This window comes from Pantoea sp. WMus005 (assembly GCF_013415305.1).
GTDB classification, from domain to species: Bacteria; Pseudomonadota; Gammaproteobacteria; order Enterobacterales; family Enterobacteriaceae; genus Pantoea; species Pantoea rara.
This window is the reverse complement of sequence record NZ_JACBXU010000003.1, coordinates 287,744-302,411: the sequence shown is the minus strand read 5'-3', so window position 1 is coordinate 302,411 and position 14,668 is coordinate 287,744. Positions and strand designations below refer to the sequence as shown.

Annotated in this window: 17 protein-coding genes; 10 read left to right on the top strand and 7 right to left on the bottom strand. The window is 51.1% G+C overall.

Annotated elements, in window-relative coordinates:
* Nucleotides 1-13 precede the first annotated feature (13 nt).
* Nucleotides 14-970 (bottom strand): D-2-hydroxyacid dehydrogenase family protein, encoded by a 957-nt coding sequence (locus HZZ01_RS14185; protein ID WP_179898242.1) that lies wholly within the window; start codon nt 968-970, stop codon nt 14-16.
* 553 nt (nt 971-1,523) lie between these two features.
* Between HZZ01_RS14185 and HZZ01_RS14180 the strand changes: the two genes are divergently transcribed.
* The gene (locus HZZ01_RS14180; protein WP_179898241.1) at nt 1,524-2,696 is read left to right on the top strand and encodes an EAL domain-containing protein; all 1,173 of its coding nucleotides are present in this window, start codon (nt 1,524-1,526) and stop codon (nt 2,694-2,696) included.
* 10 nt (nt 2,697-2,706) lie between these two features.
* Here the strand turns inward: HZZ01_RS14180 and HZZ01_RS14175 are convergent, their stop codons facing one another.
* A complete protein-coding gene (locus HZZ01_RS14175; protein ID WP_179898386.1) occupies nt 2,707-3,228 on the bottom strand; it encodes a GNAT family N-acetyltransferase in 522 nt (173 codons plus the stop codon).
* A gap of 492 nt (nt 3,229-3,720) precedes the next feature.
* Between HZZ01_RS14175 and HZZ01_RS14170 the strand changes: the two genes are divergently transcribed.
* From HZZ01_RS14170 to map, 3 genes are all read left to right on the top strand, one after another.
* Nucleotides 3,721-3,969 carry a hypothetical protein gene (locus HZZ01_RS14170; protein WP_179898240.1) on the top strand — a complete coding sequence of 83 codons (249 nt, stop codon included), beginning with the start codon at nt 3,721-3,723 and terminating at the stop codon, nt 3,967-3,969.
* Between the two features lie 402 nt (nt 3,970-4,371).
* Complete coding sequence (locus tag HZZ01_RS14165) at nt 4,372-4,617, top strand: ParD-like family protein (RefSeq protein WP_179898239.1); 246 nt, start codon at nt 4,372-4,374, stop codon at nt 4,615-4,617.
* A complete protein-coding gene (map, locus tag HZZ01_RS14160) occupies nt 4,614-5,399 on the top strand; it encodes a type I methionyl aminopeptidase (protein ID WP_179898238.1) in 786 nt (261 codons plus the stop codon). Before HZZ01_RS14165 ends, map begins: the two co-directional genes overlap by 4 nt.
* A gap of 27 nt (nt 5,400-5,426) precedes the next feature.
* Here map and HZZ01_RS14155 read toward each other — a convergent pair whose 3' ends face one another.
* Together HZZ01_RS14155 and HZZ01_RS14150 are read right to left on the bottom strand one after the other, a co-directional pair.
* Nucleotides 5,427-6,530 carry a diguanylate cyclase gene (locus tag HZZ01_RS14155; protein WP_179898237.1) on the bottom strand — a complete coding sequence of 368 codons (1,104 nt, stop codon included), beginning with the start codon at nt 6,528-6,530 and terminating at the stop codon, nt 5,427-5,429.
* Between the two features lie 185 nt (nt 6,531-6,715).
* Nucleotides 6,716-7,024, bottom strand: a complete 309-nt coding sequence (locus HZZ01_RS14150) for a hypothetical protein (protein WP_179898236.1) — start codon at nt 7,022-7,024, stop codon at nt 6,716-6,718.
* Between the two features lie 287 nt (nt 7,025-7,311).
* Between HZZ01_RS14150 and HZZ01_RS14145 the strand changes: the two genes are divergently transcribed.
* The 3 genes from HZZ01_RS14145 (at nt 7,312) to HZZ01_RS14135 (ending at nt 8,502) form a co-directional block, all read left to right on the top strand.
* Nucleotides 7,312-7,479 (top strand): hypothetical protein, encoded by a 168-nt coding sequence (locus HZZ01_RS14145; protein ID WP_255434236.1) that lies wholly within the window; start codon nt 7,312-7,314, stop codon nt 7,477-7,479.
* Nucleotides 7,480-7,481: 2 nt separating this feature from the next.
* On the top strand, nt 7,482-7,724 hold the full coding sequence (locus tag HZZ01_RS14140) for a hypothetical protein (protein ID WP_179898234.1): 243 nt from the start codon (nt 7,482-7,484) through the stop codon (nt 7,722-7,724).
* A 91-nt stretch (nt 7,725-7,815) separates the two neighbouring features.
* Nucleotides 7,816-8,502, top strand: coding sequence for a hypothetical protein (locus HZZ01_RS14135; protein WP_179898233.1), 687 nt, complete (start codon nt 7,816-7,818; stop codon nt 8,500-8,502).
* 215 nt (nt 8,503-8,717) lie between these two features.
* On the opposite strand, the gene HZZ01_RS14130 is transcribed toward HZZ01_RS14135, so the two are convergent.
* A complete protein-coding gene (locus HZZ01_RS14130) occupies nt 8,718-9,767 on the bottom strand; it encodes an NAD(P)-dependent alcohol dehydrogenase (RefSeq protein WP_179898232.1) in 1,050 nt (349 codons plus the stop codon).
* Nucleotides 9,768-9,878: 111 nt separating this feature from the next.
* Here HZZ01_RS14130 and HZZ01_RS14125 point away from each other — a divergent pair, with 111 nt between their 5' ends.
* Complete coding sequence (locus HZZ01_RS14125) at nt 9,879-10,271, top strand: helix-turn-helix domain-containing protein (RefSeq protein WP_179898231.1); 393 nt, start codon at nt 9,879-9,881, stop codon at nt 10,269-10,271.
* A 27-nt stretch (nt 10,272-10,298) separates the two neighbouring features.
* On the opposite strand, the gene HZZ01_RS14120 is transcribed toward HZZ01_RS14125, so the two are convergent.
* Nucleotides 10,299-11,120 carry a Cof-type HAD-IIB family hydrolase gene (locus tag HZZ01_RS14120; protein WP_179898385.1) on the bottom strand — a complete coding sequence of 274 codons (822 nt, stop codon included), beginning with the start codon at nt 11,118-11,120 and terminating at the stop codon, nt 10,299-10,301.
* A 253-nt stretch (nt 11,121-11,373) separates the two neighbouring features.
* Between HZZ01_RS14120 and HZZ01_RS14115 the strand changes: the two genes are divergently transcribed.
* On the top strand, nt 11,374-12,636 hold the full coding sequence (locus HZZ01_RS14115) for a DUF1479 domain-containing protein (RefSeq protein WP_179898230.1): 1,263 nt from the start codon (nt 11,374-11,376) through the stop codon (nt 12,634-12,636).
* Nucleotides 12,637-12,712: 76 nt separating this feature from the next.
* A complete protein-coding gene (locus HZZ01_RS14110) occupies nt 12,713-13,462 on the top strand; it encodes a DNA-binding transcriptional regulator YciT (RefSeq protein ID WP_179898229.1) in 750 nt (249 codons plus the stop codon).
* Here the strand turns inward: HZZ01_RS14110 and HZZ01_RS14105 are convergent.
* Nucleotides 13,459-14,475, bottom strand: a complete 1,017-nt coding sequence (locus HZZ01_RS14105; protein ID WP_179898228.1) for a LacI family DNA-binding transcriptional regulator — start codon at nt 14,473-14,475, stop codon at nt 13,459-13,461. The two genes, HZZ01_RS14110 and HZZ01_RS14105, sit on opposite strands and share 4 nt — an antisense overlap.
* Nucleotides 14,476-14,668: the final 193 nt, after the last annotated feature.

Below are 14,668 nucleotides of genomic sequence, written 5' to 3'. Positions count from 1 at the left end.
CACTCCCAGGTCCTCAGCCATTAATGACATGTGACCTGTCGCCCTCAAAGTAACGCACGACATTATCAAAGGCCGTTTTGAAATAAAGTTCATAGCTGGCCTTCTCGACATAGCCCAGATGTGGCGTGCAAAGCACATTCGGCATCTGCAGGTAAGGGTGTTGGGTGTTGTAGATCGGTTCTTCTTCATAAACATCCAGTGCCGCAAATCCAGGTCGACCCTGTTTCAGGGCGTTCAACAACGCGCCTTCAGCAACAAGTTCGGCACGGCTGGTATTCACGAATAACGCATCTGTTTTCATCAACGCAAGATCTGTTGGCGTAATGTTACCTTCCGTAGCCGTCACCAGCCTTTGGTGCACGGTTAATACATCACACGTGGCGAAAAATTGCTCGCGACTTCCGGGAACCCGCCATCCGTCAGCACGCGCCTCTTCCTGCGCACGCGGGCTTCCCCATACCTGCACCTGCATCCCAAAAACGGCTGAACAGGCCGCGATGCGTTTACCTATTTTTCCATAACCCAGAATGCCAATGACCTGATTGTGAACCGCCGAGCCGATTTCTGTTTGCCAGTTCCCCTGAACCATCGCTTGCACTGACGAGACTAATTTCCTTCGGGAGGCCATGATCAGGAGCCAGGTTAGCTCAGCAGGCGCAATCGGGGATCCACTGCCTTCCACAATGGCGATACCCGCCCGTGTACAGGCATCAATATCTACATTTCTGGCAAGCTTGCCCGTCTGACTGATTAATTTAAGTTTTGGTGTGCGTCGCAGAAAGGCTTCATCGATCACTGTCCTTTCCCGGATCAGAATTAATGCCTCTGCAGAGGATAACTGAAGATCTGCCCGCGAGTCCTTGCTAAGGTCTCCCAATGCTGAGCAGTGGAATTTCTCGTTTTGCTGGAGGAAACCTAACGGCTTAGTTGCAAGCTGATAATCATCTGGAATGACAATATGAATGGCCATCAAAAATCCTCGATTTTGATCATGCTGGACACCATTATTTTTTGATGATGTTACGTTGTATCATGTAAATGACCCAGACTACTCAATCGTTCATGATCTTTTACAACATGATATAAATGTTCTTATACTCTCTTACGGAAACGCCGTAACGAGCCCACATTGATTCGGATTATGACCTCGTGATTTCGTACGGAACCGGTTGCGCACACGCTCCCGACCTCAGAAAGGCTAAACGAATGCCATAATGCCGAGCGATATTTTACTAACGGTCCTGCTATTGCGATCTAATGAAAAATGAGCCTTAGCCGATAATGATAAAATTGTATTCTGTGTCAGAGTTATAATATAACTGTACTTACTTTGAATTGTTAATGACCCATCTAAATTAAGGGAGTCTCAATATATCCACCCCGTGAAACAGTATTCTCCTGAATAGCTTTACTGACACAATATAAAATAATTAAGCTCAACTGATGTTGCTGAATATTACCACGCATAAGACCTGAACGATTGTCTGTTAACCCTCAGAAAATCAGGTCGTAACAGGAATAAAATGAAACATGGCGTAAGAAATGGCGAGCCGCGCGAACTTTTGCAGCAGCGTATAAAAAGAGGAGAATTTCATCCGTTTTTCCAGCCGATAGTCTCTTTGGAAGATCTGCGCGTGATGGGGTTTGAAATGCTTGCGCGACACATTTCGCCCAAAGGGTCGATCACGCCTCCGGCAAATTTCATTCCGGCTATGGAGCGAGCAGGCCTGCTTGACGAACTGATGTTCAGTCTTATGGTCCAGGGGTTTAAAGCGGCGGCGGCGTGGCCGGACCATCAATTTTTATCAATGAATGTTTCCCCATCTCAGCTTAACGGCAGGTATCTTACTGAAACCATCAGGAAAACGGCCCTTAAATCTCAGTTTGATTTGGCCAGGTTAAAGATTGAGATTACCGAAACGGCCCTGCTAAATGACATAAAATCCGCCCGGACCGAAATTGAAGCCTTATCAGAGATGGGCTGTACGATCGCGATGGATGACTTTGGTACAGGCTATTCCAGCCTTGCGTGGCTGATTCAATTACCAGTAAACACACTTAAAATTGATAGCAGCTTTATCCGGTCCATGCTGGACAAAAAAGACAGCCGGAAAATTATTTCCAGCGTGGTCGGTCTGGGCAGAAGCCTTGATATGGATGTCATTGCTGAAGGGGTTGAAACAGTGGAGCAGGCTGAAATGTTACGGGGCATTGGCTGTCTGTATGCGCAGGGTTATCTTTTTGGACGGCCGGTATCAGCTGCAGAAAGCTGCCAGCTGCTAACGACGGCCAATGACAAGGGGTTCATCCAGCGGGTTGCGAGACTTTCTCTCGATCAGCGAGCGCATCAGATATCATCAATGTATGCTGTTCCAGGCACCTCCATTTGCTTTCTTAATCCAGAGTTAATGATTGTTGATGCAAGCGACACAGTTGCGGAAAGGGTCGGCTGGGCCCCGCAGGATGTTATCCATAAATATATTTATGAGGTGATACCGTCTCAGGCTGACAAGTTACTCTGGTTGCAGGCGTTCCGTAAAAAAGGACTTCCCTATCCTCCTTATGAGGTGGTGCTGCCTGACGGTTCGTCCGATCTTGTCATGGTGACGCGAGTGGAAGATGAAGCAAAGGATTTACTGGGTTTCTGCGTGTTTGGTGTCAAACTGAGCAACCGTGAAAGCAATGGCAAAAATTGACGGGAGTGCCTCACCCTTCTCCATGGTGCCACTCATCCCGCTTCAGGCTAAACAGCATGCTGGCGGGCGCGTTTTCGACATCATGAATATCCCTGATATGCCTTAGTCCCGCTTTGACGAGAACTTTTTGTGAAGCCAGGTGATTCGCTCTCACGACTGCAGATATCTCAGGGAGTGTTAATTCATTGAATCCGTAACCGACCGCATAGTTCGCAAACTCCGTCGCCAGACCTTTCCCCCAGGAATCAGTAGAAAAGCGATAACCCAGATTGTTGATGGTGATATCGGCAAATTTTCTGATGCTCAATCCGCCAAAACCGATGACTCTTTCAGGATGGTCCCGGAGCAGGATAGCCCAACTGCCAAAACCATGCGATTTCCAGTGGCTAATCGCGCGGGACAAAACCTCCCAGGAATGATGAATATCCGGATGCGGACCCGCTGGATTAAACGTGTTGGTCGCTGGATCGCCATAGATTCTGAAAAGATCATCGACATCTGCTGGCGTGACGGGACGTATAAACAACCGCATAGCGTCTGGCTGCAAAAGAACCTCCTGAATTTGGTTTTAGAAAAGGCTATATCTGATAATAACCGCCTTAAACGCGCCGATCACGAAGTAAATATCTCACCTGACCAGCATAGTAGCAATGCGATATCAATAATTTCATCGGTCTTCAGTCCCGGTAAGTCAAATTACGGATGTTGTGCATAAACAGCCTGTCGTTAATAACTTAAGTCAATCTGAAAAATATTGCATATATGGCTGAAGATATCCCGACGCTTGTCGAAAATATGACTAGTGAATAAGAATAAAACGGGAGAAGTCATAAATGGCGTTCTGCCCTGACTGTCTGTAAGGACAACATCAATTTATTTAGAAGCCTCGCGGCACTGGAACGACTATGAATCAATATATTACAGGAAGCAGAAACGTCCGGAACGGTATTTGCAACATAACGGAGAGGCCACATGCTGATTTCTCCCTGGCAATGTGGACTTTAAGCATTAAAGGAAATGGCTAATGAGCATTGTTTACATACCCGCGCTTATCCCATTACTGATGAAAAATGAGAATGAGAAAGGCAGCCCGCTTACAGAGGCAGAAGTCAGCCACATCCGGGATAATGCTATCTGTATTGAAGTGCCGGGTGACGTTGCTTTCGCTATGGCTGAATGCCGCGGTTATTTTGATATCAATCCTGAACGTTGCTGGCCAGAATGGAGTGCGTACCGACGTAAGAATTTGCAGTCTGCAGCTGGCAACGTATGACGCATGACGGTTCACAGTGTACATCTGCACTTCACGTTTAAGCAGTCGGTCCCGGAACCTATGACGCCAGAGATCGCCATGTTGATCGCTTACTCCAGGCAGGTTTCAGCGGCTATGATGTACAGCCACGCAGCAGACGATAGATTTACTCACTCTCCGCCAGCGCATACACAGCTCATTCGAACCTCGCATCGCTTCAGTGTGGTTTGTTGAGGCTTGCATCACAGTTACCCGGCCAAATGAACTTCTCTGTGACGTGTAAGTCTTTCTGTTTTCAACAAATGCATGGCTGCAGGTGAAAGCGCTATACCGCCTTTCAGCCAGGCAACAATTTCACCTCTTTTCAAACCACCCCGCTGGCGTTAATATATATAAAACATATACGTTTTATATAAGGCTCACATGGGTATCGTAAAAATCTCCGACCTGATGCATGAGAATCTGCGCATCGCCAGTCAGGCGATGAGCCGCTCAATTAATTCGCAGGCAGAACACTGGCTTAAGCTTGGCATGCTGGCTGAACTCTATCCACAGAAAACTCAACACCAACTGGCGCAGATGCTGATCCGGCTCGAACTGGAAGGCAGCGCTGACATCCGCAATATGCTCCCTAAAGAGAGCCTCACTACACAAGGAGACGTGTCATGAACACCGTTAAAATTCATACCGCCGCGGAGATTGAAATGGCACGGGCAGCCGGACAGGCTGCGGCTCAGGTGCTGGCAATGATCACCCCTCACGTCCGCCCTGGCATTACGACTGAAGAGCTGGATGATATCTGCCACGACTTCATTGTGAATGAACTTAAGGTGACGCCCGCTAACATCGGTTATCACGGCTATACCCGCACCACCTGCACGTCGGTCAATCATGTAGTGTGCCACGGTATTCCGGCCAGCAAGAAGCTCAAGGATGGTGATATCGTCAATATCGATGTGGCGATTATTAAAGATGGCTGGTACGGCGATACCAGCCGGATGTACTTTGTCGGCACGCCGTCGGTTCGCGCCAAACGTCTGGTTGAGATCACCTATCAGTCAATGGTCGCAGGCATTAAAACCGTCCGTCCTGGCGCAACGCTGGGCGATGTGGGCGCGGCGATTCAGCGTGTAGCGGAAGGCGCTGGCTTCTCTGTGGTGAGGGAGTATTGCGGTCATGGCGTCGGTGAGATTTACCACACTGATCCGCAGGTGCTGCACTACGGCACGCCAGGCGAAGGCATGCCGCTAAAGGCGGGGATGATTTTCACCATCGAACCGATGATTAACGCCGGTAAAGCCGGAACCAGCGTGCTGTCAGATGGCTGGACGGTCGTGACCAAAGACCGTTCGCTTTCTGCGCAATGGGAACATACCATCGCCGTCACCGAAAAGGGTTTTGATTTGCTGACGCCGTGGCCTGAAGGCACCGGCGACTACCCGGCGATTTAACCCTTCAGCCTGAGATGCTGTCTCAGGCTAGATTCTCTGTTTGCTGCTGACTTCACTCAGCGTTTCCCGCGTACCGGCATGCCACACCTGAACATTGTTGCGTCCGGCGCGCTTGACCTGATAAAGCGCCTCATCAGCGCATCTTAGCCACTCATGAATTGATGATGCATCACTCGCTGGTGCAATGCCGATACTCACCGAACACTGAAAGGTGGATGACGCTGGCAACCGCAACAGGGCAATCCCCTGTTTAATCTTTTCTGCCAGCAACAGGATGCTGGGTTCATCCGCGTCCCGTACAATCACACATAATTCGTCACCGCCAAAACGGGCAGGAATATCCTTCAGGCCGACGCTGTCTCGCAGCAGTGCCGAGATTTCTGACAGTAAAAAGTCACCCGCTTCATGCCCGAAGGTGTCGTTAACCTGTTTGAAGTGATCGACATCCAGGAGCATTAACCAGGCTTTACCCTCACCTCGCTGCGTCCGCAAAAATTCACTTTCAAGCCGCCGCTCAAACAGACGACGATTTGGAATCTTCAGACCGGGATCCATCAGCGCAATGCGTTCGAGTTCGCGGTTCTTTTTGCGCAGAGTCAGGGTCAGATTGTGCGAAACGATACTTAATGCCAGTAGATATACGCTTGCAAGCGGTAGTGTCAGCCAGACGGTACGGGTACTAAAGGTCAGTAAAAGAGTTGCCCTTTCCGCCAGCCACACCAGCACGAAAGCTAACAGAAAGGCCTGCAATGCGGACTTAAGCTGGACCCAGCCTCCCGCCGAATAACGATCGGAGATTAGCACCGCCATGATAATAATCGAGGGGAGCGGACTCAACGCCATGGAGGCCACCCAGAAACCGCCAAAAGCCGCATCCAGCGTCAGATTCTTACGCTCAAATCCTGTGGGATCGCGCGACTGCAATGCCAGTCTGTAGGCTGCATAAGGCCAGGCAAAGGCATTAGTAAACAGCAGAGCACAGAGTTCCGGGCTTTTACCCATCTCCATCAGAACGGACAAAATAGGCAGAAAACAGAGAAAAGTGCCCAGCTGGCGCATCATAAACATGCGACGCACAAATCGCTTTGAGCGCTGCTTCAGTTGAACATCATCGTGTGTGTAATAATTCATATGCGTACTGAAGCAGCTAAAGGTTATGGCAGTTTATCGGCAAATGATGGAGCAGGGTTAGTATTTTGCAGAATATTCTTATTGCAGCTTAAAATTCTCGCAAATTATAGCCGTTAGTGGCAGGCCTGAAACGAAACCAGCGGGGAAAACAGGCCGCGCGCCATTGCATGGCACGCGGTTGTGGATTATCTGCGGCCTTTAACGATTGAAGCCGACCAGTTGAAATCGCTGACTTCACTGGCGGTCAGTGAAGAAGGTTTCTTTTTGCGCAGCGGTTTTTTCTTCGCCTTTTCTGCCAGCGCTCTTTCCTTCTCCATTTTACTGGTCATAACGATCTGACGCGCTTCGCTATTAAATTCTTTATCTTTCTTACTATCGGGCTCTTTACCGGTTCGTTGACGGTACTTCTCCGCCAGGCCCTTATAGGTTTGCTCGACGGCCAGTCGTTCATCAGCGTTGAACTGATCAATGGAAATCATCTTTTTATCGTTCATAGCGGCGTGTCCTGTGGCGAGTTATCCGGGCAAGTGTACCGCATTTGCGGTCCGTTAACGCAGCGAATGGCATTAATCAGATCGCATGATAGTTTCTACAGCCCACCCACCGGGTAATTCTTCAGAAACTCACGCTTAAGCCCTGCTAAAAACAGGGTTATCTCTTAATATAAAACTAATGTTTATCAGGTTTACTGGCAGTGACCACGTACTGCCGAGGAGCTGAAGGAATGATAAAAGAGACCGATCGCCTGTCACAGGCATTATTACGGCGGCATGGGATTGGCGTGAAACAAAAACGTATACACTTTCGCGGCAGGGATCTGCTGTTTCAGCTGCACAATACCCGATATGATGTTTTTAACGGTGATCGCTGCATTGCGACTGTCGATACGAATAATATTAATGAAGCCATCAGACAGTTTAAAGCGCTGGATAATCCTGTGGAGAAATAACCATGCCAGACTATCGCCTGTTTCAGAAAGATCACACACTCAAAGCCGTGAACATAGTGCGGCAGGAGCAGCAAGACGCGTTAACTTCCGAGGGTTATAAGAAAGTGTGGCACGAGGTGCATGCCGATAACGCGGATGCCGCCCTGCTGCGCTATCAACAGATGCGTTATGAAGAAGAGAATGCCGCACACTCCTTTGCAACTGATTCAGTAATAAGCAGTCTGCTGAGCCTGATATCCCGGTAAGCCGGTGTGGGGCCGCCGGTTTAGCCAAAGTTACTGTTAATTCATCGCGTGCTGATTAGAATAAAGAAAATTCCCCGAATACAGGTTTCTGATGAAAATCACCATTCACAAAGAAGATGAGCTGTTTATGCACAACTTCTTTGCCGCGCCATGCCACACCATTGAAACAGGCTCACCTGAAGCTCAACAGATTCAGCAATCGCTACAGCTGGCCATTCAGCAAAAAGGATTAGAGGCCGATGGCGACTGGAAACGTAGCCTGACCTTTCTGCTGCTGTTTCTCTTTCTGTATGCTGCACTGGGCGCCTCACTGACGCTTGATCTCAGCGCCGCCGGCACGGCACATAAGAGTATTGCCTATGCGCTGGAAGCCATACCGGTACTCATCGCCTTCTCCGGGTTCTTCATCTCCATCCTCTATCTGTTTCTGACCCGTACCAGTGCGCGGAAACAGCGCAACTGGGAAAAGAGTATTCTGGTGCTGGAGAAATACTCCATCGGAAACCTGTTCAAAGCGACACACACCCAGGGCGGTGGCACCAGCAATTACTCTGTGCCCAATCTTTCCATTTCGCTCTCGCTGTTTATCTGCGTGACCTGGCTGGTGATTTACAACTATCTGACCTTTACCACCAGCGGCGTGTTTGGCAGTGTGATTTCTCTGTTCATTAGCACCATGGTGTATGTGATCCTGGACATTCAGCTGCTTAAACCTTTTATTCATGTGGTTGAGCAGGATCAAACAGTAAAGCGTGACGGGGATAAAGAGCAGGATTAACTGGCATCTTTATAAGGTTAAACAGATACCCGGTCATTAAACCGGGTTTTTTTTTGCCCGGATTTTGTTGCAAGACCGATTGAGTACCGAGGCTTCAACAGGCAATAACGTCAGCAGATTAAAGTATGTTGTAACTATAAGCCTCTCATCTGCCTTTCTCTGTTCAGACCTGCTGCAGGGAGGAAATAGACCCGCTTTCACAGCGGGTCAATGACTTACCAGCGGGTTTTCTGCATATCGATGACAAAACGATATTTCACATCACTGGTCAGCATACGCTCAAAAGCCGTTTCCACCTCATCCCCCAAGATCATCTCTACGTCAGCTGTGATGTTGTGCTGACCACAGAAGTTGAGCATCTGCTGCGTTTCCTGAATACTGCCAATTGAGGTGCCCGTAATGCTCAGGCGGCGAAACACCATTGGTGTGACATTCGGTGATGGATGCGGCTGATCGGGGATCCCAACCAGTACCAGCTGGCCGTTGGTTTTCAGCGCGTTGAGATAGGGATCGAGGTCGTGCGGCGCAGCGACACAGTCCAGAATGATATCCAGCGATGCCTGACACCTTGCCATTTGTGCAGCGTCGCGCGAGATCACTACATGTTCAGCGCCAAGACGGCGTGCATCCACCCCTTTCGCCGGAGAGGTCGTAAACAGGGTAACTTCTGCGCCCATCGCGCTAGCCAGCCTGACTGCCATGTGACCCAGCCCGCCAAGACCCACCACACCTACACGATCGCCCGCTTTGACATTGAAGTGCTGCAATGGTGACCAGACAGTCACGCCAGCGCACAGCAGTGGAGCCACCGCGTTCAGCGCCAGATTGTCGGGTACCGTAACCACGAAATGCTGGTCGGCAATAACATGCTGCGCATAGCCGCCAGAGGTTGTGTTACCCGTGTATTTATCAGTGCCGTTGTAGGTTGGCGTGAAACCCGCCTCACAATATTGCTCTTCATGCTGCCTGCAGAAGTGGCATTCGCGGCAGGAGTCGACCATTACGCCAACACCTACCGTATCACCGACCGAAAACTTAGTGACGTTGTCACCCACTGCAACGACGTTTCCAACAATCTCATGCCCCGGAACCAGGGGATAGCGGCTGACGCCCCATTCATTGCGCGCCATGTGAAGGTCAGAATGACAGACGCCACAGAAAAGGATTTCGATTTTGACATCGTCAGCCTGCATGTCACGTAGCTCAATCTGGCCGGCCTTTAGCGGTTGATCTGAGTGGAATGCTACCAGCGCGTTAATTTTCATCTGTTGCCTCTTATCACCTGATGGTCGTAAAGAAAGCGGCCAACTATAGACACACGGAAACTCATTTGGTAGTAGTTACCTTTTGGTTACCATGAAAAAGGATGTGTGATTATGCCGGTCTGGGTTGAAGGAAAACTGTGCTTTTATGCGGACTCACCGCCGCGCCGACTGCTGGAACTTTTTTCAGTGAAATGGAGCACGATGGTGCTGCATGCGCTCTATCACTGGCCAGATAACAGGGCACGCACGGGGGAACTTGAGCGCAGCCTGCAGGGCATTTCAAAGAAGATGCTGATTCAGACGCTGCGGGAGCTGGAGCAGCGCGGACTGGTGTCACGACGGGTCTGGCAGGTGGTGCCGCCAAAAGTGGAATACAGCCTCACGGCACTCGGTCATACTTTCGCAGAGCCGATTGAACTGATGTATGAGTGGGGTCTGGAGAATCAGGCTGCGCTGGATGAAATGGAAAATCACGCGCGCAGCCATCACGAGAGTAACGGGTAGAACCGCCCGTGTTGCACGTTAAAGAGGTTAATCGAACGGGAATTCGCGCGCCAGCACGCGCGCAATCACATTCAGCGCACCTTCGTCATTGTTGCTCTGAGTCTGATAGCGCGCCACGGCGGCTACAGCATCAGCAGCATTCGCCATTGAGAAGCTAAAGCAGGCCTGACGCAGCATCTCGATGTCATTGGCGCTGTCACCAATCGCCAGTACTTCGCAGTCGCTGATACCCCATTTTTCCTGGAGCAGCGCAATACCATGTGCTTTATGGCAGCCGGGGATAATCAGATCGATAAAGCCAAACCCGCTGGAAACCGGATGCATGATGTTCTCCAGTTCGCCCAGGCTGGAATGCAGTCTTTGCAGCAGTGCTTCTACACCTTCATTCTCCAGCTTCAGCGAGAATTTGAAAATGGTGTCGTCGATGGCATAGAGGTCATCGCGTTTTTCAAGCCGGTGATAGTGGTTAGCAAGCATCGCCATCACCTCGTCAGAGGTGGATGAAGGCATATACGCGCCATTGCGTCCACAGACCACCACCGCGATGTCAGGCTCATGCGCCAGAATATCGAGGATCTTATGCACCTTCTCCTGCGCTAACTCGCCGCAGAAAATCTCTTCGTTGCAGTCAGAGACCCATGCGCCATTTTCCGCCACGAAAGCGATCTCATCTTTGATATCGGGAAAATAGCGCTGCAACTGGTAATACTGATTACCACTGGCCACCACAAAACGGATGCCCTTCTGCTTCAGCAGCGCATACTGACGTGAAAACCGCTGAACATTGTACTGCTTATTGTCGTCCAGAAAGGTGCCATCCATATCCACCGCAATCATCTTAACCGCCATCTCGCCTGCCCCTTTACGTTCGCCGTTCTGTCCTTTCGGCTGATTGATTTGATTCATAAAGCTTACTCGCTGTGTGGATTAATGAGAATGCAAATAGTGACTTTGCTAACGGCTTTCAGAGCGTTCCGGTTCAAAAGTTGTGTTATCAAGCACGTTTTTCTCCGTTAAAAAAATGTTAGCCTCAATCGCAAATTACGAATGAAGGTTATTTTAATTACATTCGTAACTCAACCCGAATATTGAGGAGCATGTGATGCGTGATGAAACCCGATCTACCCCATTACCTGACGACGTTAAAGCTGCAATCCGCGCGATGAAAAAGCAGTTACGCCAGCAAATCGGTGATGTCGATACGCTGTTTCAACAGGTGTGCGACAACATCACAGCCGCGATTGATGAAGCAAAAGCAGATGAAAAGCGCACGGGCAGCGCCTGGCCGAGGGTGCCAATGCAGGACATTGCAGCAGGAAGGGTTTCGGATGAAACCCGGGCGCGGATTAAACGTCGCGGCTGTGTGGTAATTAAGCAGCATTTCGCGCGTGAGCAGGCGCTGGCATGGGATAAGTCAATGTTCGACTATCTCGATCACAACCGGTTTGACGAACAGTATCGCGGCCCTGGCGATGACTTCTTTGGATCGCTGGCCGCCTCCCGCCCCGAAATCTATCCCGTTTACTGGTCGCAGGCGCAAATGCAGGCGCGGCAGAGCGCGGCAATGGCTGATGCGCAATCCTTTCTGAACCGGTTATGGACGTTTGAATCTCAGGGTAAGCAGTGGTTCAATCCGGATATCAGCGTTATCTATCCCGATCGTATCCGTCGCCGCTTGCCGGGCACGACCTCAAAAGGATTGGGCGCCCACACTGATTCTGGCGCGCTGGAACGCTGGTTACTCCCCGCGTATCAGCAGGTTTTCAGTAAGCTTTTTCACGGTGATTTTGCCGCTTACGATCCCTGGGATGCGGCATACCGCACCGAAGTGGATGAATACGATCTGCCGGGTACCACCAAATGTTCCGTATTCCGCACTTTTCAGGGCTGGACCGCAATGTCCGACATGATCCCAGGTCAGGGGCTGCTGCATGTGGTGCCTGTGCCGCAGGCGATGGCTTATGTTCTGTTGCGTCCGCTGCTTTCAGATGTGCCAGAAGATGAACTGTGCGGCGTCGCACCGGGTCGGGTATTGCCCGTCAATGAGCAGTGGCATCCACACCTGATGGCCGGACTCTGTTCGATACCTGCCTTAGAGGCGGGCGATTCGGTATGGTGGCATTGTGATGTGATCCACGCTGTAGCGCCGGTGGAGGATCAGCAGGGCTGGGGCAATGTAATGTATATCCCCGCTGCGCCGATGTGCGACAAAAATCGCACCTATGCCCGGCGGGTTGCACAGGCGCTGGAGCACGGACGTTCGCCAGGAGATTTTCCACCGGAAGATTATGAAACAGAGTGGGACCAGCGTTTTACGCTGCAGGATCTCAATCTTAACGGACGCCGATCGCTGGATTTGTCCTGACCCGAATCCCGCGTTGTACACCGGCGCGGGATATCCCTGTTACACTGAAGCTCCTTTTTTTCTGCGAAACGCAATTATGAATCCGCGACATCATCAGATTATTCAACTGGTTAATAGCCGTGGCAGCGTGACCGTTAGTGAACTGGCGCAGCTCACCGGGGTTTCTGAAGTGACGGTGCGTCAGGATCTCACGCTGCTGGAACGCGATCGTCTGCTGCGCCGGGTTCACGGCTCAGCGCTGGCGCTGGACAGCGATAACGTCGGCACCCGAATGAATACCCGTTATCCCATCAAGCAGGCGCTGGCGAGACATGCGGCCAGCCTGGTTCAGGCAGGCGAATCGGTATTCATCGAAGGCGGCAGTACCAATGCGCTGCTGGCGCGTGCGCTGGCTGACCGGGCCGATCTCACGCTGATTACCGTCAGCCACTATATTGCCCAGCTTCTTCGGGAAGCCGCCTGTGAAGTGATTGTGCTCGGGGGATTACTGCAGAAAAGCAGTGAGTCTGTAGTCGGTCCGCTGACGCGTTATTCCATTCAACAGATCCACTTTCACCGGGCGTTTGTTGGCGTGGATGGCTGGCATCCGGAGACCGGTTTTACCGGCCGCAACATGCTGCGCTGTGATGTGGTGGATGCGGTGCTGGCGAAAGGCGCTGAAAGCTATGCCCTGACTGATGCCTCCAAATTTGGTCTGATTCACCCTTATCCGCTCTCCTCCGGTTATCAGGTCGGGCATGTGATCACTGATGAGACGCTGGATGCAGCAACGGTCGCGCAGCTCAGAGATCAGACGATTGAGGTCATGCAGATCACGGCGGGTTAAGTTAATCCTGGCCCTTTAGTGACGGAATCGCGCAACATCAGGCTGGCTGTGAACGGCGCCGGGGTACGCCAGTCACCGCCATCCAGCATCGTCAGCAGCCGGTTAATCGTCTCATCGATCATCTCCGTGACCGGCAACTTCATGCTGGATAATGACGGCGTAATATAAGGTGCCAGCGGGATATCATCGAAACCAATCACCGAGACCTGTTCAGGCACCGCAATATGGCACTCGGTCAGACGCTTGATGGCACCAATCGCCATCTCATCATTACTCGCCACCAGCGCTGTGAATGGCACGCTGCGTTCCAGCAGCGTGTCCACGGCGGCCATCCCGCTCTTGGCCGTCCATTTACCCGCCACCACCCGACGGTCGTCGGTTTCAACACCCTTTGCAGCCATTGCAGCGTGATAGCCGGAAAGGCGTTCTGCACCGGTCGGGGAATCCAGCGAGCCAGTGATAAATGCAATATCACGATGTCCCTGATTCAGCAGATGGCTTACCGCCATAGCGCTGCTGGCGTGCTGATCGCTGTAAATGCAGTAGCTATGATTGACGCGCAGCCGCCGGTTGATGACGAGGATAGGCTGTTTGTGGCGGGTGATAATCGCATCAAGCGCGTCAATGCTCAGGAAGCGCGGGTAGATGATGATGCCGTCACAGCGCAGGTCGAGCAAAAACTGTATTGCTGCCTCTTCCTGTTCAGCGGTGTGTTTGCCGTCCGCCAGAATCAGCTGGCGCCCCTGCTGCTCCATCATGCGCGCGGAATGCGCCATTAACTCAGTAAAGTAGCTGCCGCTATAGAGCGTATTCGTGATGACCAGCCCGATAGTCTGAGAGGTTTTCGTCGCCAGGTTGCGCGCCAGCAGATTGGGCCGGTAGCCGGTTTCTGCGATCGCCTTCAACACTTTCTCACGCTTTTCCTGCCCGACATAGCCATTGCCGGAGAGCACACGTGACACTGTCGCTTTTGAGACGCCCGCCCTGTTAGCCACTTCCTGAATCGTTGCCATGATGATGTCCCTTTTCTGCGTCGTCCTGCAGTTTACCTAAGCCTCTCAATGTTGGAAATATTTACCCGGACTCAGCACGAAGTAATCTGAGCCAGACGGGTGATCCACTTCACAAAAAATAAATGTGGCTGATTTAACCTCTTGTCGACGCAATCAAAGCACTTCATGATTTTGTGAAACCGGTTTCCTATTT

Excerpts from the sequence above, each read along its gene's own strand:
- HZZ01_RS14185 (WP_179898242.1), bottom strand. The coding sequence starts at position 970 with ATGGCCATTCATATTGTCATTCCAGATGATTATCAGCTTGCAACTAAG.
- HZZ01_RS14180 (WP_179898241.1), top strand. The coding sequence starts at position 1,524 with ATGAAACATGGCGTAAGAAATGGCGAGCCGCGCGAACTTTTGCAGCAG.
- HZZ01_RS14175 (WP_179898386.1), bottom strand. The coding sequence starts at position 3,228 with ATGCGGTTGTTTATACGTCCCGTCACGCCAGCAGATGTCGATGATCTT.
- HZZ01_RS14170 (WP_179898240.1), top strand. The coding sequence starts at position 3,721 with ATGAGCATTGTTTACATACCCGCGCTTATCCCATTACTGATGAAAAAT.
- HZZ01_RS14165 (WP_179898239.1), top strand. The coding sequence starts at position 4,372 with ATGGGTATCGTAAAAATCTCCGACCTGATGCATGAGAATCTGCGCATC.
- map (WP_179898238.1), top strand. The coding sequence starts at position 4,614 with ATGAACACCGTTAAAATTCATACCGCCGCGGAGATTGAAATGGCACGG.
- HZZ01_RS14155 (WP_179898237.1), bottom strand. The coding sequence starts at position 6,530 with ATGAATTATTACACACACGATGATGTTCAACTGAAGCAGCGCTCAAAG.
- HZZ01_RS14150 (WP_179898236.1), bottom strand. The coding sequence starts at position 7,024 with ATGAACGATAAAAAGATGATTTCCATTGATCAGTTCAACGCTGATGAA.
- HZZ01_RS14140 (WP_179898234.1), top strand. The coding sequence starts at position 7,482 with ATGCCAGACTATCGCCTGTTTCAGAAAGATCACACACTCAAAGCCGTG.
- HZZ01_RS14135 (WP_179898233.1), top strand. The coding sequence starts at position 7,816 with ATGAAAATCACCATTCACAAAGAAGATGAGCTGTTTATGCACAACTTC.
- HZZ01_RS14130 (WP_179898232.1), bottom strand. The coding sequence starts at position 9,767 with ATGAAAATTAACGCGCTGGTAGCATTCCACTCAGATCAACCGCTAAAG.
- HZZ01_RS14125 (WP_179898231.1), top strand. The coding sequence starts at position 9,879 with ATGCCGGTCTGGGTTGAAGGAAAACTGTGCTTTTATGCGGACTCACCG.
- HZZ01_RS14120 (WP_179898385.1), bottom strand. The coding sequence starts at position 11,120 with ATGGCGGTTAAGATGATTGCGGTGGATATGGATGGCACCTTTCTGGAC.
- HZZ01_RS14115 (WP_179898230.1), top strand. The coding sequence starts at position 11,374 with ATGCGTGATGAAACCCGATCTACCCCATTACCTGACGACGTTAAAGCT.
- HZZ01_RS14110 (WP_179898229.1), top strand. The coding sequence starts at position 12,713 with ATGAATCCGCGACATCATCAGATTATTCAACTGGTTAATAGCCGTGGC.
- HZZ01_RS14105 (WP_179898228.1), bottom strand. The coding sequence starts at position 14,475 with ATGGCAACGATTCAGGAAGTGGCTAACAGGGCGGGCGTCTCAAAAGCG.